General features: G+C 46.9%; 16 protein-coding genes. 14 read left to right on the forward strand and 2 right to left on the reverse strand.

Annotated elements, in window-relative coordinates:
* Positions 1-19: 19 nt before the first annotated feature.
* From BCOA_RS27925 to BCOA_RS27940, 4 genes are all read left to right on the forward strand, one after another.
* Positions 20-178, forward strand: coding sequence for a small, acid-soluble spore protein K (locus BCOA_RS27925; RefSeq protein ID WP_014097362.1), 159 nt, complete (start codon positions 20-22; stop codon positions 176-178).
* Positions 179-508: 330 nt separating this feature from the next.
* The gene (locus BCOA_RS27930; protein ID WP_014097363.1) at positions 509-1,384 is read left to right on the forward strand and encodes an ABC transporter ATP-binding protein; all 876 of its coding nucleotides are present in this window, start codon (positions 509-511) and stop codon (positions 1,382-1,384) included.
* Positions 1,362-1,973 carry an ABC-2 transporter permease gene (locus tag BCOA_RS27935; protein ID WP_014097364.1) on the forward strand — a complete coding sequence of 204 codons (612 nt, stop codon included), beginning with the start codon at positions 1,362-1,364 and terminating at the stop codon, positions 1,971-1,973. Before BCOA_RS27930 ends, BCOA_RS27935 begins: the two co-directional genes overlap by 23 nt.
* 60 nt (positions 1,974-2,033) lie before the next feature.
* A complete protein-coding gene (locus tag BCOA_RS27940; protein ID WP_014097365.1) occupies positions 2,034-2,342 on the forward strand; it encodes a YfzA family protein in 309 nt (102 codons plus the stop codon).
* 129 nt (positions 2,343-2,471) lie between these two features.
* On the opposite strand, the gene BCOA_RS27945 is transcribed toward BCOA_RS27940, so the two are convergent.
* Together BCOA_RS27945 and gltB are read right to left on the reverse strand one after the other, a co-directional pair.
* A complete protein-coding gene (locus BCOA_RS27945; protein ID WP_014097366.1) occupies positions 2,472-3,929 on the reverse strand; it encodes a glutamate synthase subunit beta in 1,458 nt (485 codons plus the stop codon).
* A gap of 278 nt (positions 3,930-4,207) precedes the next feature.
* Positions 4,208-8,770: a glutamate synthase large subunit gene (gene gltB / locus BCOA_RS27950; protein ID WP_014097367.1), complete on the reverse strand. Its 4,563-nt coding sequence runs from the start codon at positions 8,768-8,770 to the stop codon at positions 4,208-4,210.
* Between the two features lie 133 nt (positions 8,771-8,903).
* Here gltB and BCOA_RS27955 point away from each other — a divergent pair, with 133 nt between their 5' ends.
* The 10 genes from BCOA_RS27955 (at position 8,904) to BCOA_RS28000 (ending at position 18,593) form a co-directional block, all read left to right on the forward strand.
* On the forward strand, positions 8,904-9,809 hold the full coding sequence (locus BCOA_RS27955; protein ID WP_205421990.1) for a LysR family transcriptional regulator: 906 nt from the start codon (positions 8,904-8,906) through the stop codon (positions 9,807-9,809).
* A 282-nt stretch (positions 9,810-10,091) separates the two neighbouring features.
* Entirely contained in the window at positions 10,092-10,841 is a 750-nt protein-coding gene (fabL, locus tag BCOA_RS27960) for an enoyl-[acyl-carrier-protein] reductase FabL (RefSeq protein WP_014097369.1), read from the forward strand.
* Between the two features lie 95 nt (positions 10,842-10,936).
* Complete coding sequence (locus tag BCOA_RS27965; protein ID WP_014097370.1) at positions 10,937-11,167, forward strand: gamma-type small acid-soluble spore protein; 231 nt, start codon at positions 10,937-10,939, stop codon at positions 11,165-11,167.
* 146 nt (positions 11,168-11,313) lie between these two features.
* Positions 11,314-11,568, forward strand: coding sequence for a YgaB family protein (locus BCOA_RS27970; RefSeq protein ID WP_014097371.1), 255 nt, complete (start codon positions 11,314-11,316; stop codon positions 11,566-11,568).
* A 154-nt stretch (positions 11,569-11,722) separates the two neighbouring features.
* Positions 11,723-12,253 carry a nucleoside tri-diphosphate phosphatase gene (gene ntdP, locus BCOA_RS27975; RefSeq protein ID WP_014097372.1) on the forward strand — a complete coding sequence of 177 codons (531 nt, stop codon included), beginning with the start codon at positions 11,723-11,725 and terminating at the stop codon, positions 12,251-12,253.
* A gap of 100 nt (positions 12,254-12,353) precedes the next feature.
* Complete coding sequence (locus tag BCOA_RS27980; RefSeq protein WP_014097373.1) at positions 12,354-14,102, forward strand: ABC transporter ATP-binding protein; 1,749 nt, start codon at positions 12,354-12,356, stop codon at positions 14,100-14,102.
* Between the two features lie 177 nt (positions 14,103-14,279).
* Positions 14,280-15,359: a DUF871 domain-containing protein gene (locus BCOA_RS27985; protein WP_014097374.1), complete on the forward strand. Its 1,080-nt coding sequence runs from the start codon at positions 14,280-14,282 to the stop codon at positions 15,357-15,359.
* Positions 15,350-16,237, forward strand: coding sequence for an N-acetylmuramic acid 6-phosphate etherase (gene murQ / locus BCOA_RS27990; protein ID WP_014097375.1), 888 nt, complete (start codon positions 15,350-15,352; stop codon positions 16,235-16,237). The genes BCOA_RS27985 and murQ overlap by 10 nt, the downstream gene beginning before the upstream one ends.
* A 17-nt stretch (positions 16,238-16,254) precedes the next feature.
* Positions 16,255-17,724 (forward strand): PTS transporter subunit EIIC, encoded by a 1,470-nt coding sequence (locus tag BCOA_RS27995; RefSeq protein WP_014097376.1) that lies wholly within the window; start codon positions 16,255-16,257, stop codon positions 17,722-17,724.
* Positions 17,724-18,593 carry a MurR/RpiR family transcriptional regulator gene (locus BCOA_RS28000; protein ID WP_014097377.1) on the forward strand — a complete coding sequence of 290 codons (870 nt, stop codon included), beginning with the start codon at positions 17,724-17,726 and terminating at the stop codon, positions 18,591-18,593. Before BCOA_RS27995 ends, BCOA_RS28000 begins: the two co-directional genes overlap by 1 nt.
* The last annotated feature ends 146 nt before the right edge of the window (positions 18,594-18,739 follow it).

Consider the following 18,739-nt stretch of genomic DNA (forward strand, 5'->3'; position numbering starts at 1 on the left):
TGTTAAGGAGGGCGTTAACATGCGGAATAAAGAAAAAGGTTTCCCGTACCATCATGACAATGTATATGAAGGCAAACCGCGGGCAAAAGCTGAATATGCTTCGAAACGCGCGGACGGCACAACCAACACGCACCCGCAAGAACGCATGCACGCATCCGGCCGCCGCGGCGAGTCATAACAGAAAGGGCTGCTGGATTACACCGGCAGCTCTTATATTTTCATCGGCAGGAATAAAAATGGTTTCTTTTAAGAGCAAGGCAGGTAATGGTACGGATAGAGATCGTTCTCTCAGAGGAAGAAAATTTATTCGTTTTTTTGGCCGGTTACAGGCGGTCATCATCATTTTACCTCTGCTGTATGCTACAACATAGATGATCATCACAATAATCTCAATTTTTGCATTATCAATAAATAATGATGAAAGGCTTGCTGGAAAATATGAAGAATTGTTTCTATAATGATTATTGGAAAAAATAGCGAGTTTTTTGTGATTTGAGGAGGGTTTACTTTGGAATATGCTTTAGAAATTGAAGGGTTGTGCAAGTCATTCTCCAAGTCCCGCTTCGCTTTAAAGAACATATCTTTCTCCGTACCCTATGGATCCATTACAGGATTTATTGGTGAAAATGGCGCGGGGAAAACATCCACAATGGGGGCAATCCTGCAAACGTTACATATCGATAGCGGAAGCATAAAAATTTTTGGAGAGAGAATAGCTGAAGCCAAAAAAGAAATCAACAATCACATTGGCGTAGTGTATGATGCCATGAATTTTTCCGGTAATTTGGATGTGATAAAGTTATCGAAAGTATTTCGCTATCTTTATCATAATTGGGATAACCAAGAATATTTTAATTATATTGAACTTTTTTCGCTGCCTAAAAAGCAAAAAATAAATAGTTTTTCTCGGGGGATGGCCATGAAGCTCTCGATCGCTGTTGCTCTTTCACATGGTGCGAGATTATTAATATTAGACGAGGCGACATCAGGGCTAGATCCTGTAGGAAGGGAAGATGTATTAGAAGCACTGCTAAAATTTGTAAGAGATCAGAAAGGTGCTATTTTGTTATCATCCCATATCACCAGTGATATTGAAAAGGTTGCGGATACCCTGGTTTTCATAAAAAAAGGTGAAATTGTGTTAAAAACAAGTAAGAATGACCTTTTAAATAACTATGCGATCATACAATGTAAAGAGAATGAGTTAAATGACTTGCGTTTAAATGGCATTATTGCATATAAAAACCAAACAGATTATGTGGATGTGCTTGTTTCAAATAAAAATGAGCTGCCTGCAAAATTTCATAAAAAGAATTTTTCCATTGATGATATTACCTTATTATTAATGAAAGGAGAAAATTATGAAAGGGCTCATTTTAAATAATTTATATTCTATAGATAAAAGCGTCAAATTTTCATTGCTTATATCTACAGCAGTTATCATTCTGCTTATTATAAGTGGAAATCCCACGGCGTTGAAGATCGCTGTATTATTACCATTTTTAATTATACCCATGAATGCATTTGAAGTATTAAAACAGGATAGTATGTCGGGTTGGAATAAATTTGAAATCACGCTTCCGTTGAAAAAAAGCAAAATTATTCAAAGTAAGTTTATCACATTCTTGCTTTTATTGTTCACGAGTTTGTTATTAACTTTCGCTTTATTTTATTGTGCAAGTATTTTTATCTCACCAACCGTTATGGATGATTTTTTTAACATTGGATTACGGGGTATGGGAATGATGTTTTGTGCTGCCTCTTTAGTATATCCACTGACATATATATTTGGAATAGAAAAATCAGATATGATTACAATGGGGAGTATGGGTTTCTCCTTTGTAATGTTCTTTTTCATATCCTTTTTAATGAAAGTGTTTATAGGGGAAATGAAGGGAGTTGAGGAGATTTTTTCTTTAAGTTTCTTATTGGTATCCATTTTTTATTCATTCTCTCATACGCTACCTCGGTGATCATCTACCGAAAAAAAGAATTTTGATAGTTTAAAGGGGAAAGAAGGAGGGGAAAGCAGAATGGCGAAAGCAGTTAAAAATGGGCATGCGAAAGCAGCCAAAAAACGGTACGGTTGGTATATTCATCTTTTGATATTTGTCGTTGCACAGCTTGTTTTCTTTATCTTTGACAATGTTTCCGCGTCAAAAAATATTTTCAACTTGAATGATTATGGAAAATGGGCTGTATCCGCGCTAAGCCCGATTTATGACTGGCTTCAAATTTATAAAAGTCCGCAATTTAACTTAATATTTGTTATATGGGGGGCTATTTTAATCATAGATGGTCTTATTAGAATGTTGCCCAAGCGCCACAGCTACTCCCAATGAGTGTTCATATTAAACCGGATTTATGAAGTGCCACCTTCACCATGATAAAAAAGGGCGAACCGCAAGCCATAAAGGCATCGTGCAACGCAAAAAAGCCCAAAGCTTTTTCAAAAAGCTTTGGGCCGTTTTTTATGCAGACGGCTGGCAGGTCGCTTTGTCTTTTTGAGAGAGATACAGGTCTATTTCTTTTGCTGCTTTTTTGCCTTCCTGCATGGCCCAGACAATCAGGCTTGCGCCGCGTTTCGCATCGCCGGCGGCAAAAATGCCTTCCCGATTTGTCTGGAAACTTCCAGGTAAGGTTTGAATCAGCCCGTTTTGAAGTTCGATGCCAGCTGACTTGGAATCATCGACACCCTGGAATCCGATGGCGATGAGCACAAGATCTGCTTCCCATACTTGCTGTTCCGCTCCTCGAGGATCCGAAAACGGCACGGTGACAAGCCCTGTTACTTCGCCGTTCTCATTGCCGTGAAATGCTGTGGTTTGGATATAGTATTGCCGCGGATCTTCCCCGAACACTTTAAATGATTCTTCATATGCATAATCTAATGTGAATAGGGAAGGGTTCACCGGCCATGGTTCGTGTTCCGGGCGTTCTTTCGGCAGTTCTCCGTGCTTTCCGAACTGTACAACGCTCTTGCACCCTTGTCGGATCGCGGTTGCCACACAGTCCGCGCCGGTATCGCCGCCACCAATGACAATCACTTTTTTTCCTTTTGCTGAAATTTGCGGTTCGCCGTTTTCCCCATGGTCAAGCAGGTGTTTCGTATTGGCTTTCAAATATTCCATCGCCGGGTAGATGCCTTTTAAATCGCGCCCCGGGATGTCCATGTCACGTTGTTTTTCTGCACCGATGCAAAGCAGGACGGCGTCAAACGCAGACTCGAGTTCATCAAGCGTGATGTCTTTACCAATTTCGGTATTGGCTTTGAACGTGATCCCTTCTGCCTGCAACAGGTCTACTCTGCGCTCTACATACTGTTTTTCAATTTTCATATTCGGAATGCCGTACATGAGCAGCCCGCCAAAACGGTCTTCTTTTTCAAAGACGGTCACATCGTATCCCGCCTGGTTTAAATCGTCTGCTGCCGTCAATCCGGCGGGCCCGCTTCCGACAACGGCTGCTTTTAAGCCGTTTCGTTTCAGCGGTATTCTCGGTTTGATCCAGCCTTCTTCCCAGGCACGGTCGATGATGGCTCTTTCAATGCTTTTAATGGTGACAGGTTCACTGACCAGCCCGGCTGTGCACGAGCCTTCACATGGTGCCGGGCAGGCGCGTGATGTAAATTCAGGGAAATTATTGGTTAAAAGGAGACGCTGGTAGGCCTCTTCCCATTTTCCCTGGGCAGCAAGGGTGTTCCATTCCGGAATTAAATTATATAAAGGGCAACCGCTCGTTTGCCTGCCGATCAGTTCTCCCATCTGGCAGAAGGGGGTGCCGCACTCCATGCAGCGGGATGCCTGTGTCCTCAATTTTGCTTCCGGGAAAGCCTGCACGTATTCTTTCCAAGTAGCCACCCGCTTTGCGGCATCCAGTTCTTTCGGTTTTTCGCGTTTCTGTTCAATAAAATCTGTCGTTCCGCGCATGTCTCACACTCCTCACAAATCACCCGGCCGCTGCCGGAGGGATATAGATGTCGTACAATTTCAGGTTTCTGGTTTGGATAAACAAATGGCCCGGTTCCGTACAATCCGGTTTGTTTCCGGAAAAATTTCCGTCTTGCGTGGGATGCATCCTTGTGCTTCTTATCCGGTTGTTGCCGGAAGCCTAATAGGTGTCCGTTTTCTTTACGGAAAAGTGGATCGATCTATCCCACATACAATCCTGTAAATCCATCCGGAAGCGCCCGGATGGATTTACCCGTTTACTTTACTTCTGTCGGAAAAGCTTTTTCCTTTTCAATTTCCGGCAGGTGCTTTCCGGATTTTTTATATTCAAAAGCGGCAAGCCTGGCTTCATCAAGCGGCATTTGCTGATCCAGGAAGTACTGGATGAGTTCCATCATCGCTTTGTATTCGCGTGGAACAATCTTGACAAACTGATGCAGGGACAGTTCCCAATTTTTCAAAATCCGTTTGGCAACAGGGCTGCCGGTGTATTGATAATGTTTCTGGATCATATGATAAAGTTCGCGCATATCTTCATCAGCATCAACACCTTCAATGCTGACAAGTTCCTGGTTAATCCGCGCCAAAACTTCATCTTCGCCCATTGCGCCGGTATAAATGTAGGCAATCCCGCCGGACATCCCGGCCGCAAAGTTTTTGCCGATCGAACCGAGCACGGCAACGCGTCCGCCGGTCATATATTCGCAGCCGTGGTCTCCGATGCCTTCGACAACGGCATGTACGCCGCTGTTACGAACACAGAAACGCTGGCCGGCCGTTCCGCGAATATACGCTTCACCCGATGTGGCCCCGAAAAAGGCGATGTTTCCGATGATGGCCTGTTCTTCGTCCCGGATCCATCCGGCACCCGGCTTCACAACAATTTTTCCGCCCGATAATCCTTTTCCAACGTAGTCATTGGCATCTCCTTCAAGGTTCAGTGTCAGGCCTTTCGGGATAAAGGCGCCGAGGCTTTGCCCTGCTGAACCGTGCAGATGAATGTGGATAAAATCTTCCGGCAGTCCTTCGTCACCGTATGTTTTTGTAATGATATGGCCCAAAGTGGTGCCGATTGCCCGGTCCGTATTGCGTACAGACAAGGTGACCGCTGTTTGCTGCCTGTTTCGGACGGATACGGATAAATGGTTCAATTCACGGCTGTCAAAGCGTTCTTCCAGTTTATGGTTTTGAACTGTTTTGCCTTGCACAGCAAACGGTGTTTCATCCGCTTTAAACAATAATTTATCGAAATGAAGCTGTTTTGCTTTCCAATGGTTTTTAACCTCATCTTTCACTTTTAGCAAACCTGTTTCGCCGACAAGTTCATCGAGGCTGCGGTAGCCGCATTCAGCCAAGATTTCGCGGACTTCTTCTGCGATGAACCGCATATAGTTAACAACATATTCCGGTTTGCCCATGAATTTGGCGCGCAGCTTCGGATTTTGGGTGGCCACGCCGACCGGGCAAGTATCAAGATGACAGGCACGCATCATGATACAGCCAAGCACAACAAGTGGCGCAGTGGAAAATCCGAATTCTTCGGCGCCGAGACAGGCGGCGATGACGACATCCCGGCCGGTCATCAGTTTCCCGTCTGTTTCAAGGACAACACGGTTACGCAAGCCGTTCAACGTCAGCGTCTGATGGGTTTCCGCAAGGCCGAGTTCCCACGGCATGCCGGCATGTTTGATGCTCGTTTGCGGGCTCGCCCCGGTGCCGCCGTCATGGCCGCTGATTAATATCGTGTCGGCCAGGCCTTTTGCGACACCGGCCGCGATTGTCCCGACGCCTGACTTTGCCACCAGTTTCACCGAAATGCGGGCGCGCGGGTTGGCGCTTTTCAAATCGTAAATCAGCTGCGCCAGGTCTTCAATCGAATAAATGTCATGGTGCGGAGGAGGCGAGATTAAACCGACGCCCGGAGTGGAGCCACGAACTTCGGCAATCCACGGATAAACTTTCGAGCCTGGAAGCTGGCCGCCTTCGCCCGGTTTCGCACCTTGGGCCATTTTAATCTGGATTTCATCCGCATCTGTTAAATACAGGCTGGTGACACCGAAACGGCCGGATGCCACCTGTTTAATGGCGCTCCGTCTTGAATCTCCGTTTGCATCAGGCGTGTAACGTTCTTTTTCTTCGCCGCCCTCGCCGCTGTTGCTTTTTCCGCCGATGCGGTTCATCGCAATCGCGAGTGCTTCGTGCGCTTCTTTGCTTAATGCCCCGTACGACATCGCGCCGGTTTTAAACCTTTTCCAAATCGATTCGACCGGTTCCACTTCATCAAGCGGGACAGGTTTCCGGTTGCTCTCAATTGCCAGCAAGCTCCGGATCGTGGCGTATGGCCCGTGGTGGTACGTTTCCGAAAATTTGCGGTACAGTTCCTTGTTGTTCGTTCTGGCTGCCTGCTGCAAAGTGTACATCATTTGCGGGTTGAACAAATGGTACTCGCCGTCTTTCCGCCATTGCAGCTCGCTTCCCGGATCAAGCGCTTTGTTGTGCTGGAAAAGCAACTCCTGTGCTTTTTCATAACGTTTCAATGATTCTTGGCCGATTTCTGCGAGCCCGATCCCGCCAAGCTGCGAGACGGTACCGGTAAAATAGCGGTCGCAGACGCTTTCTGCAATGCCGAGCGCTTCAAAAGTTTGCGCCCCGCGATAGCTTTGCATCGTCGTAATCCCGACTTTCGACATGATTTTGACGACGCTTTTCTTTAGTGTGCTTAAATAGTTTTCACTTGCTTTTTTATACGGCAAATCAATATGCCCTTCGTCGATTAAATTTTGAATCGTTTCAAGCGCGAGATACGGGTGTACCGCATCGGCACCGTAACCTAAAAGAGCGGCCATATGATGAGAATCCCGCGGTTCCCCTGAATCCAGCACGATGCTTGCTTTCGGCCTTGTGCCCAGGCGGATCATATGCTGGTGCAGGGCGGATACGGCAAGCAGGGAAGGAATCGGCACGGCACGATGCCCTTGCGCACGGTCGGAAAGGATTAAAATTTCCGCACCTTCCCCGATTTTTTCGTCCGCTTCCTTGAGCAATTGTTCCAGCGCCTCTTCAAGGGTGATATCCGGCGAATAGTACGCGGGAAGAAAAGCGGTTTTCATTCCCTGGTTTAAAATGGCGTTAAATTTGTCCGTGCTTAAAAACGGGTGTTCTAGCCGGATTTTTTTATGGGCGGTATCGTCATGACCGTCAAGCGATACTTGCGGGCCGAGCCAGGTAACCGTAGATATAACGTATGATTCGCGAATGGAATCAATCGGGGGGTTCGTGACCTGCGAGAAGCTTTGTTTGAAATAATGGAACAAAAGCTGCGGGCGCTCCGATAAAACTGCAATCGGTGTATCGACGCCCATTGCCCCGATCGGTTCATTCTTTTCCTGCGCCATTGGCACGATGGACTTTGTGCATTCTTCATAAGTGTAGCCGAATAATGTCTGCCGATAAGCCAATTCATTTTTTTCAAGACTGGATGCAGCCGGGATAAAATGGCTTTCTTCCAGGTCTATCACTGAATCTTCGAGATGCTCGGCGTACGGTTTTTCAAGGCTGACCTGTGCTTTTAGTTCATCACTTGGGATAAGGGCACCTTTTTCAAGATCCACGAACAAAAGCTGACCCGGTTTTAAATGGCGCCGTTCTTTGACGTTTTCCGGTTCCACATCGACGACGCCGACTTCGGAGGCAAAAATGATTTTATCATCATGGGTAATGTAGTAACGGGCCGGGCGCAAGCCGTTTCTGTCAAGCACCGCCCCGATCTGCTTTCCGTTCGTAAACTCGAGCGCCATCGGTCCGTCCCACGGTTCCATAATCTGGCTATGGTATTCATAAAATGATTTTAAGTAAGGCGGCAGGTCTTCGTTGTCTTCCCATGGCTCCGGCACCATCATCATGATCGCGTGCGGAAGGGAGATGCCGTTTGTCGTTAAAAATTCAAGGACATTGTCAAAAATCGCCGAATCCGAACCGTTTGCGTTGATCACAGGCTGGATTTTTTTCAATGTGTCAAGGCCCAGTTCGTTTGCAAACAATTCGATTTTTGCATTGAACCAGTTGACGTTCCCTTTGATGGTGTTGATCTCCCCGTTATGGGCGATCATCCGGTTCGGGTGGGCCCGCTCCCAGCTCGGGAACGTATTGGTGCTGAACCGCGAGTGGATCAGCGCCAGGGCCGATTGAAACCGTTCGTCTTGCAGATCAATGTAGAACAGAGGGAGCTGTTCTGCCGAAAGCATGCCTTTATATACAATTGTCCGGTTCGAAAAACTGGCGGCATAAAAAGAGGAACCGAATTTGTTCTCAACCAGTTTCCGCAATATATAGATCTTTCTTTGAAAAACTGCTTCTTCCGTGTTATCGTTTGAAGAAGAAACGAAAATCTGAACGATGTGCGGCCGCGATTCTTCCGCCTGGCGCCCAAGAACTTCCGGGTTTACCGGAACTTCACGGACACCGGGTACTGAAAGGCCGAGTGATGCAGCCTGGATGCGGAATTCATTCAGGATTTCCTCCGCAGCATCCGGATCATGCGGCAGAAAAAGCATTCCCACTGCATACTCCCCTTTTTTTGGAAGGGTGAAGGAGCATACGGCCTCAAAAAACGCGTGCGGGATTTGCATCGAAATACCGGCGCCGTCGCTCGTTGTCCCGTCGGCATTTTTACCGGCGCGGTGGTCCAGCCTTCTCAGCATTTCCAAAGCAGTGGTGATGATCTTATGAGACGCGCGGCCCTTGATGTCCGCGTAAAAGCCGATGCCGCATGCATCATGTTCAAATTCAGGTCGGTAAAGTCCATAATGTTGATTATTCATTGCTTCACATTCCTTCCATCATCAGGTCGAGTCCGAAAAGTAAGATTATTTTAAATTTTACCCTCTTGTGATTCTTTCTTACAATATATAGTTAAGATGAAATTAATCTCAAATTGAGAATGGTGTGATTCGGATGGAGTTAAGACAGCTGATTTATTTTATTGAAGTCGCAAAAAGGGAGCATGTGACGCATGCTGCAGATGAGCTGCATGTCGCCCAATCCGCCATCAGCCGGCAAATTTCTCTTTTGGAAGCTGAGCTTGGCGTTTCCCTTTTTTGGCGTGAAGGAAGAAATGTCAGGCTGACGCCGATCGGAAAAGTTTTTTTGGAACACGCTGAAAAAGTTGTGCTCGAAATTGATAAAGCGAAGCAAAGAATGCATGAATTTCTCGATCCGGATAACGGCACGGTCCGCCTCGGTTTTTCAACCGGGTTATCGGTCCAGACGTTTTCTTCCCTGTTGGCACAGTTTCGCGAAAAACATCCCGGCCTCGAGTACCAGTTTGTGCAAGGGACGCCCAGCTATTTGATCCGGTTGATTGAAAATGGCGAACTTGAACTGGCGCTTGCTTCTCCTGTGCCGGATGACCATCCTGCCGTAAGCGGGGAAATTTTATATATGGAAAAACTCATGTTGCTTTTCCGCCGCGATCACCCGCTTTCCGGGCAGAAAATGATCCGGCTCGCTCAGCTGAAAAACGAACGCTTCATTACATTCCGGGAAGGTTTTTCGATTCGTGAAATTCTTTTCGCCGCCTGCCGGAAGTCTGGTTTTGAACCTGCGATTGCATTTGAAGGCGAGGACATGGAAACGATTAAAGGCCTTGTTGCAAGCGGAACGGGTGTTGCAATTCTGCCTGAGCCTGCGCTATTATTTAATCTGTCTGAAGAAATCGTAAAAGCGGAAATCAGCGATATGGAACTGATGCGCCCGGTCGGTGTGATGATCCCGAAAAAAAGGGAAATGGCGGCTTCAGAAAAAGCCCTTTATACATTTTTAACATCATTTTATGACAGGCTGAACCGGTTCCAAAGATAAGCTTGCGGAGCGTCGCGCAATCTGAACCGGTTCCGGAACAAGGGACAGCCGCCGTAAACCGGGCTTTTAGGCAGGCGTGCGCATGACCGCGGTATTTGAATCAGTTCTGAGATGCGGATACAGGAACAAGGAACAGTCGCCGTTTCTGTAAACTGAGGCGTAAAAAATATCGCATTCCGGCCGTTTTAGGCTCGGGTGTTAAAGAGCAGGAATGTTACGACGGCTTTTTGAAAAAGGGAGAGCATTGCAAAAAATCATAAGAAAACAGAGAAGGTGGAATCATTGGCAAATAAGGTGGCACTTGTAACCGGGTCAAGCAAGGGGCTGGGCCGGGCGATTGCGCTTGATCTTGCAAAGGACGGCTATGATCTGGTCATCAATTATGCGCGCAGCCGGTCCAAAGCCGAAGAAGTGGCCGCGGAAATTGAAAAAATGGGGCAAAAAGCGCTTCTGATTAAAGCAAATGTCGGGGACGTGAAAAAAATAAAAGAAATGTTCGCACAAATCCGGGATACATACGGCAGGCTGGATGTGCTTGTCAATAATGCCGCTTCAGGTGTCGAACGCCCAGCAATGGAGCTGGAAGATCGCCATTGGGACTGGACGATGAATATTAACAGCAGGGCACTCCTGTTTTGTGCACAGGAAGCCGCTAAACTCATGGAAGAAAACGGCGGGGGGAAAATTGTGAGCCTCAGTTCGCTCGGTTCGATCCGCTATATCGAAAATTATACGGCGGTCGGTGTGTCGAAAGCAGCGCTTGAAGCTTTAACCCGCTATTTGGCAGTTGAGCTGGCGCCGAGTATTTGCGTGAATGCAGTTTCGGGCGGGGTCCTCAATACGGATGCGCTCAAGTCTTTCCCGAACCGCGAAGTACTGCTGGAAGACGCGCGGAAACATACGCCGGCAGGAAGAATGGTCGAGGTCGAGGATATGGTGAACGCCGTACGCTTTTTAATTTCGGATGAGGCATTTATGATCCGCGGCCAAACGATAATCGTGGACGGCGGCCGCTCGCTTCTTTTAAGTTGAGTACGCCAATCTTGAGTTCCTTTATTTTCCAGTTTTTATGATAAGGATAAATCGTTGCACCTCTGGTTACATTAATACCCGTGGAGGTGATAACGATGGCAAACAACAACAACTTCAAAAAGGCTGCCAAAGGAAATTTTGGTTCTGAATTTGCCAGCGAAACGAATGCGCAGGAAGTAAGAAAGCAAAACGCGAAGTCTGCTTCCGGCCAAGGTTCTTTCGGTTCTGAATTTGCAAGCGAAACGAACGCACAGGAAGTAAGAAAACAAAACCAAAAAGCTGAAGCGAAAAAATCGCAAAACGCTGGACAATTCGGCCAGCAATAACCGATAGAAAGAGGTTTCCCGAACGGGGGCCTCTTTTTTCTTTTTATGGCTGCGGTGTTCGACAAAAGAAGTCAAAGGATTTTGCCCTCCCATCGAGAATATGTGTAAATGAAAAGTTCAATTCATCCTTTAGGGGGTAAAAAACTTTGATGGAAGAATTTAATCGGCTTGTCGCACAGCAAATGGACACGATGGATAGGCTGCTGTTTTTGCAATCGGAAATGGAGAGATGCAACGAAGTGAAAAGCGAACTATTGAAGTTGCAGGAAGAAACAATGGCGGAAGATATCCTTGATGAAATCGGCCGGATGAATAAAGAATTGCAGGAAATTGAAAAAGTTTTTGAATCGCAGACGGTTGAACTGATCCGAGTTTACCACAGTTCAAAAATTTGCACATAAACAATCCTATTTCAAATAGGATTGTTTAGTTTTAATCGCGTTCAGAAACCGTTATAATAGATAGAAAACAGATCGATTGATTACATAAGTTTTATTCCGGCACGTAGTGGGCACAGGTTTACATATAAACAATCATGAAAGTGGGCATGAGATGATGGGAATCCCGGCAGAAGGTGATAAAATCCAAATTCAAAGCTATAAGCATAACGGCCATATTCACCGGATATGGGAAGAAACAACCGTTTTGAAGGGCACAAAAAGCCTGGTGATCGGGGGAAACGACCGGACTTTGGTAACCGAATCGGATGGCAGGACATGGATTACGAGAGAACCTGCAATTTGCTACTTTCATGCCGACCACTGGTTCAATATTATCGGCATGATCCGTGAAGACGGCGTCTACTACTATTGTAACTTGGGGTCGCCGTTTGTTTACGACAGTGAAGCGTTAAAATATATTGATTATGATCTCGACATCAAAGTCTATCCGGATATGACGTTTACTTTGCTGGATGAGGATGAATATGAATACCATCGCAAAAAAATGGGCTATCCCGATGTCATCGACCATATTTTAAAGCGAAACGTGGACATTCTCATTCACTGGATCCGGCAGCGGAAGGGACCGTTCAGCCCCGATTTTATTGATATTTGGTACGAACGCTACCTGACCTATTTGCGTTAAGCAAACCGCCTGTTGAACGCCAACAGGTTTTTTGTATGCGTAAATTTGAAAAATAAGGGAAATAAATGGTACGTTTTGTTTGCTTTAGGAGGTTCATCGCATGGGTAGTGTGAAAAGATACATGAAATTTGTAAAGCCGTATTGGTTTCAAATCGTTGCGACGATCATCATCGGGATCATCAAGTTTACGATCCCGCTTTTAATCCCGCTTTTGATTAAATATGTGATCGATGATATTATCGGCAACCACGGGCTTTCACCGGACGAGAAGCTGCATAAGCTTGTTTGGGTGATGTCTTTTATGCTTGCCATTTTTGTTATCGTCCGGCCACCCGTTGAATATTACCGGCAATATTTTGCGCAGTGGACGGCAAGTAAAATATTGTATGATATCCGCGACCGCTTTTTTACCCATCTTCAAAAATTGAGTTTCCGGTTTTATGCCAACACGCGCGGAGGGGAAGTCATTTCCCGGGTGATGAATGATGTCGAGCAGACGAAAGATTTTGTTATTACGGGGCTGATGAACGTCTGGCTCGATATGACAACGGTTCTGATTGCGATTGTCATGATGTTTATGATGGATGCCCGGCTGACTTTAATTTCACTCGCCGTTTTTCCGTTTTATATTTTTTCGGTCAAATATTTTTTTGGCAATTTGCGTTTTTTGACGAGGAAACGGTCGCAAGCGCTCGCAGAGGTGCAGGGCTATCTCCATGAGCGGGTGCAAGGCATGGCTGTTATTAAAAGTTTTGCCATTGAAGACCATGAGCAGAAGCAGTTTGACAAGCATAACCACAATTTTCTGGAAAAAGCATTGGCACACACAAGCTGGACAGCTAAATCGTTTGCGGTTGTGAATACCATTACCGATATCGCGCCGCTTTTCATTATTTTTGTATCCGGCTATCTCGTGATTAAAGGCAGCCTTACTGTCGGTACGCTCGCGGCGTTTATCGCTTATATTGATAATTTGTACAGTCCGCTCAGAAGGCTCGTCAATTCCGGCACGACGCTGACGCAGGCGTTCGCTTCAATGGACCGGGTGTTTGAACTGCTGGATGAAAAATATGATATTGATGACCGGCCGGACGCGGTGGAGTGCAGGAATGTACGCGGCAATATCCGGTTTGATGGTGTCGAATTTCGGTATGATGATGAAAAAGAGCCGGTGCTGAAAAATATCAATCTTGAGATCAGGGCAGGGGAGACGGTTGCCTTTGTCGGGATGAGCGGGGGAGGTAAGTCTTCCCTTGTGAGCCTCATCCCCCGGTTTTATGATGTGACAAAAGGGGCCGTTTATCTGGACGGCCAGGATATCCGCACGTTTAAAGTGCGAAGCCTGCGCGATAAAATCGGGATGGTGCTGCAGGACAATATTTTGTTTAGCGAGTCGGTGAAATCCAATATTTTGCTCGGCAATCCGCAGGCGACGGACGAGGAAGTCGTACAGGCGGCAAAAGCAGCGAACGCCCATGAGTTTATTATGAATCTTGCCGACGGATATGAAACAACGGTGGGCGAGCGGGGTGTTAAATTGTCTGGGGGGCAGAAGCAGCGGATTGCGATTGCGCGTGTATTTTTGAAAAACCCGCCGATTCTCATTCTTGACGAAGCGACATCCGCGCTTGATTTAGAAAGCGAGCATTTGATTCAGGAAGCCATTGAAAAACTGGCGCGCAACAGGACGACCTTGATCGTTGCCCACAGGCTGTCCACCATTACCCACGCAGACCGCATTGTCTTAATTGAAAACGGAGAGATCAAAGAAACCGGCACCCACGAACAATTAATGGCAAAACAAGGGCTCTATTACAACCTATTCCAAATCCAACAACTGGATGATTAGAAAAGCGGAGGGCGCTCGCTCGTCGGCAAAAAATGGAGGAGATCCCGTTTAAAAACGCGGGGCCTCCGTTTTTTTGTCAGGAAATGAAACAAAATTTCTTTTATAAATATAATAATAAAAATATGTTGAAATATTGTTTCAAAGTGTATATAATAGTATCAAAGGAGGGATGCATGATTGCTTGGATTTTCAATATACTTGAATGAAGACTGGTCAGAAGAGAAGGAAGCCTGCATTCACCGAATGGCAGCAATTGGAATGGAAGGGATATTTACATCCTTACAGCTACCGGAAGATGACCCGTCCCAATATCGGAAAAGGCTTGCTCCGCTCTTGGAGGCTGCAAAACGGAACGGGATGAAAGTCATGATCGACATCTCTGGAAACGTGCTCCACCATATCGGACTGTCCATTGATGATCCTGCACGCATTATTGAAAGCGGTATCAATGGCCTGCGCATCGATGCCGGTGTCAGCTGGGAACAGGTTGCCCGCCTGTCGAACACGATGACGGTCGGATTAAACGCCAGCACATTAACGGAACAGGATTATGAGCAGCTGAAACAGCACGGCGCTAATTTCAGACGGCTTGAGGCCTGGCATAATTATTATCCGAGGCCCGGAACCGGACTGGATGAAAATTGGTTTTACGAAAAAAACAAATGGCTGAAAAGCAAAGGATTCAGCATTACGGCATTTGCGCCCGGCGATGGAAAGCTACGATTTCCTTTATACGAATCCCTGCCGACATTAGAAATCCACCGCCATCAAAATCCGCTGGCAGCCATCTGCTCGCTGTTAAGGGATTATGCGGTTGACCATGCTTATATCGGGGATCCGGGGTTAACGCCGCAATCCCGCAGCCAGATCGGGGAATTTTTTTGCCATGATACCATACTGCTTCATGCAACGGCTGCAGATCCGAAATGGCGCCCGTATATTTTTAAAAACCACCGGAACCGGATGGATGTGGCAAGGGACGCGATCCGCAGCGAGCAGTCGAGAACATGCAACCAAAAGGACGATATCGGGCCCGAAAACAACATTCCCCGCAACAAAGGCAGTATTACGCTCGACAACAACCTGTACGCAAGATACAAAGGGGAATTGCAAATCACAAAGCGGAACCTGCCTGCCGATGCGAAAGTAAACGTCATCGGGCAGATTGCCGGCCGCGACTTGCCGCTCCTTGATTTTATTGGTTCGGGTACACAGTTTAAAATGACGGACAATGAAGGTGAAAACGAATGGACTTAGAAAAACTCGCCACAGAACAGCGCAACGAAAAGACAATGAATCTCGATACGTTGTCCACAAAGGAAATTTTGCAATTGATGAACGAGGAAGACCAAACGGTTCCAATCCGTGTAGGGAAGGAACTAGCACAAATCGAAAAAGTGGTAAAAGCCGTTATCCGTTCTTTTAACCAAGGTGGACGTTTGATCTATTGCGGAGCAGGCACAAGCGGGCGGCTCGGCGTTCTCGATGCTGTCGAATGCGTGCCGACATTCAGTGCGGACCCGTCCATGGTGCAGGGGCTGATTGCAGGCGGCACTGCGGCCATGACCGTTGCCGTTGAAGGGGCGGAGGATTCGAAAGAGATGGGGGAAGAAGATTTAAGGCACATCCATTTATCAGAAAAGGATACAGTCATCGGCATTGCGGCAAGCGGCAGAACACCGTATGTGATTGGCGCGCTGGACTACGCGAAAAAAGCCGGAGCTGTGACGGCATCGCTTTCCTGCAATAAAAATGCTGAAATCAGCCGGCATGCCGATATTCCGATCGAAGTGGAAACCGGCCCTGAAGTGTTGACGGGATCAACCCGGCTAAAAGCGGGCACCGCCCAGAAACTTGTATTGAATATGATTTCAACTGCTGCAATGGTTGGAATTGGAAAAGTATACGAAAATTTAATGGTGGATGTCAAACCGACAAACGCAAAACTGGTGGAGAGATCGAAATCGATTATTATGCAGGCTTCCGGATGCAGCTATGAAGCAGCTGAACAGGCTTTTTACGCAGCCGGCAAAAATGTGAAGCTGGCTATTGTCATGTTGTTAACCCATCTTTCCAAGGAAGAGGCAGAGGAGAAAATGGCACAGGCAAATGGTTTTATTAGAAAAATCGTTTAAACCGGGGGATGAAAAAAATGACCGAAACGAAAGAACAACGACTGGCAAGGGAAATTTACGAAAATGTCGGCGGCATGGGAAATGTCGAAAAGATCATCCATTGCATGACAAGAGTCCGGCTTACCATAGCGGATTACAGTAAAGTCAATATCGAAGGCCTGAAAGCGGTTGACGGCGTGCTCGGCGTCGTGGAGGATGAAACGCTCCAGGTCGTGCTTGGCCCCGGCATTGTCAACAAAGTCGCCAACCTCATGGTGCACGAGGCCGGTGTAAAACTTGGGGAAAATTTTCCGAAGTCAGCAGGCCATAAAGATGCCGGGCGGTCAAACCGCGAAATGGCGGAAGCCAAAGCGGCCGAAGTAAAGGCAAGGGAAAAGGCGAAACATAAAAGCAACGGTTTCAAAAGGGCTTTAAAATCGATTTCCAATATATTTGTACCGCTTATTCCGGCTTTTGTCGGCGCCGGGATTATCGGCGGGGTTGCTGCCATTTTCCAAAATATCATGGCTGCGGACTCCTCAGCCCTCAGCCAGAACTGGGTGTCCGTTATTACGACATTAAACATTATTAAAAACGGATTGTATCTCTATTTGGTCATTTATGTCGGAATTAATAGTGCAAATGAGTTCGGGGCGACACCGGGCCTTGGCGGGGTCATCGGGGCTGTGACGATGTTAACCGGCATGGATCCGAAAAATCCGCTTCCGAATATTTTTAACGGAGATGCCCTTTCCCCTTTACAAGGCGGGATCATCGGTGTTATTTTTGCAGTATGGATTTTAGCGCTTGTTGAAAAAAGGCTGCATAAAATTGTTCCAAATGCTGTGGATATCATTGTGACGCCAACAATTGCATTATTAGTTATCGGACTTTTTACTATTTTCATCGTCATGCCGGTTGCAGGCGCGGTATCAGGCGCTCTTGTTGGCTCGATCACGTGGGTGTTGAAAGTCGGCGGCGCTTTTTCAGGATTTATACTGGGGCTTTTCTTCCTGCCGATGGTCATGTTCGGCCTGCACCAGATCCTCACCCCGATCCATATTGAAATGATCAATAAGACAGGGATGACACCGCTGTTGCCGATCCTTGCAATGGCAGGCGCAGGGCAGGTCGGCGCGGCGATTGCTTTGTGGATCAGGTGCCGGAAAAATAAAAAACTCGTGCAGTTGATTAAAGGGGCATTGCCGGTTGGCATTATGGGCATTGGCGAACCGTTAATTTACGGTGTGACTTTGCCGCTTGGGCGCCCATTTATTACCGCGTGTATCGGCGGCGGCATCGGCGGGGCAGTGATCGCGGGCATCGGTAATATCGGCGCGATCGCAATCGGCACAAGCGGGATTGATTTAATTCCGTTGATTGCGCACGGACGCTGGCTCGGTTATATCGCCGGGTTGGTAGCCGGTTATATTGGGGGCTTCGTTGCCACTTATTTCTTCGGTATTCCGAAAGATGCGATGAAGGAGACCGACGCAGATCGTGAGTGATGGAATTGGATGAGAATATTATTCTGCAAATTAAATCCAAATTAACCAGTCTGTCAAAATCAGAAAAAAAGCTCGGCGAGTATATTCTCAGCCATGCTGTGGAAACGGTCAATGACAATACAAGCGAACTTGCGAAAAAAGCAGGTGTCAGCCCGGCCACCGTTGTGCGTTTTTGCCGGTCGATCGGGCTGTCCGGCTTTTCACAATTAAAAATCAGATTGTATGCGGATGCCTCCGGGGGGCTGGATCGGGAAATTTATACGGATATCACACCGAATGAAGATATTACTATGATTGCTGATAAGTTGGCTTTGCGGTTTAATCAGTCGATCACACAAACCGCAAATCTTCTTGAGACCAGCTGCATTGAAAAGATAACGGCCATGGTGGATAAAAGCCCGGCCATATACGTATACGGAATTGGCGCCTCCCATGTGGCAGCTGAAGACTTCACGCATAAGTTTTCAAGAATTGGAAAGCCGGTGGTCCACACGCTGGATCACCATCTGCTCGGTTCTTCTTTGATCAACGCCTCCAAAGACTGTATGTTTGTGGCGATTTCAAATTCAGGCGAAACCAATGAAGCTATCAAGCTGACACAGATTGCCAAACAGAACGGGCTTTTTACAGTGGGCATCACACAAAAACGGGACAGTACGCTTGCCAGTATCGTGGATGCGCCTTTGATCCACCATGGCGGGGAAGCGGTCCTGCTGAGAAGCGCGGCAACCACATCCCTGGCTGCACAACTGTTCACGATTGATGTTTTGTACTTCGCCTATGTTGCAAAGCATTACCATGAAATCATGGGCCGCTTAAAAAACTCAAAAATCAATATCCAGACTTTTTTCCGCAAAGAAAACAACTAAAAACCGGCCCATAAGCCCGGCGTGAAAAGCGCAGCAAATAAAGCGGCCGTTTCGAAAAGCGGAAAATCTTTACTAAAAGTGCAAAATCTAAGGCGCACCGGCTCGGGATGAAAACAGGGCCGTGCATCCAATAGGGGACGGCTGGC

This window comes from Heyndrickxia coagulans 36D1 (genome assembly GCF_000169195.2).
GTDB lineage: Bacteria > Bacillota > Bacilli > Bacillales > Bacillaceae_C > Weizmannia > Weizmannia faecalis.

What these genes read in the sequence shown, in the direction of transcription:
- BCOA_RS27925 (WP_014097362.1), top strand. Translation starts at nt 20, where the DNA reads ATGCGGAATAAAGAAAAAGGTTTCCCGTACCATCATGACAATGTATAT.
- BCOA_RS27935 (WP_014097364.1), top strand. Translation starts at nt 1,362, where the DNA reads ATGAAAGGGCTCATTTTAAATAATTTATATTCTATAGATAAAAGCGTC.
- BCOA_RS27940 (WP_014097365.1), top strand. Translation starts at nt 2,034, where the DNA reads ATGGCGAAAGCAGTTAAAAATGGGCATGCGAAAGCAGCCAAAAAACGG.
- BCOA_RS27945 (WP_014097366.1), bottom strand. Translation starts at nt 3,929, where the DNA reads ATGCGCGGAACGACAGATTTTATTGAACAGAAACGCGAAAAACCGAAA.
- gltB (WP_014097367.1), bottom strand. Translation starts at nt 8,770, where the DNA reads ATGAATAATCAACATTATGGACTTTACCGACCTGAATTTGAACATGAT.
- BCOA_RS27955 (WP_205421990.1), top strand. Translation starts at nt 8,904, where the DNA reads ATGGAGTTAAGACAGCTGATTTATTTTATTGAAGTCGCAAAAAGGGAG.
- BCOA_RS27965 (WP_014097370.1), top strand. Translation starts at nt 10,937, where the DNA reads ATGGCAAACAACAACAACTTCAAAAAGGCTGCCAAAGGAAATTTTGGT.
- ntdP (WP_014097372.1), top strand. Translation starts at nt 11,723, where the DNA reads ATGGGAATCCCGGCAGAAGGTGATAAAATCCAAATTCAAAGCTATAAG.
- BCOA_RS27980 (WP_014097373.1), top strand. Translation starts at nt 12,354, where the DNA reads ATGGGTAGTGTGAAAAGATACATGAAATTTGTAAAGCCGTATTGGTTT.
- murQ (WP_014097375.1), top strand. Translation starts at nt 15,350, where the DNA reads ATGGACTTAGAAAAACTCGCCACAGAACAGCGCAACGAAAAGACAATG.
- BCOA_RS27995 (WP_014097376.1), top strand. Translation starts at nt 16,255, where the DNA reads ATGACCGAAACGAAAGAACAACGACTGGCAAGGGAAATTTACGAAAAT.
- BCOA_RS28000 (WP_014097377.1), top strand. Translation starts at nt 17,724, where the DNA reads ATGGAATTGGATGAGAATATTATTCTGCAAATTAAATCCAAATTAACC.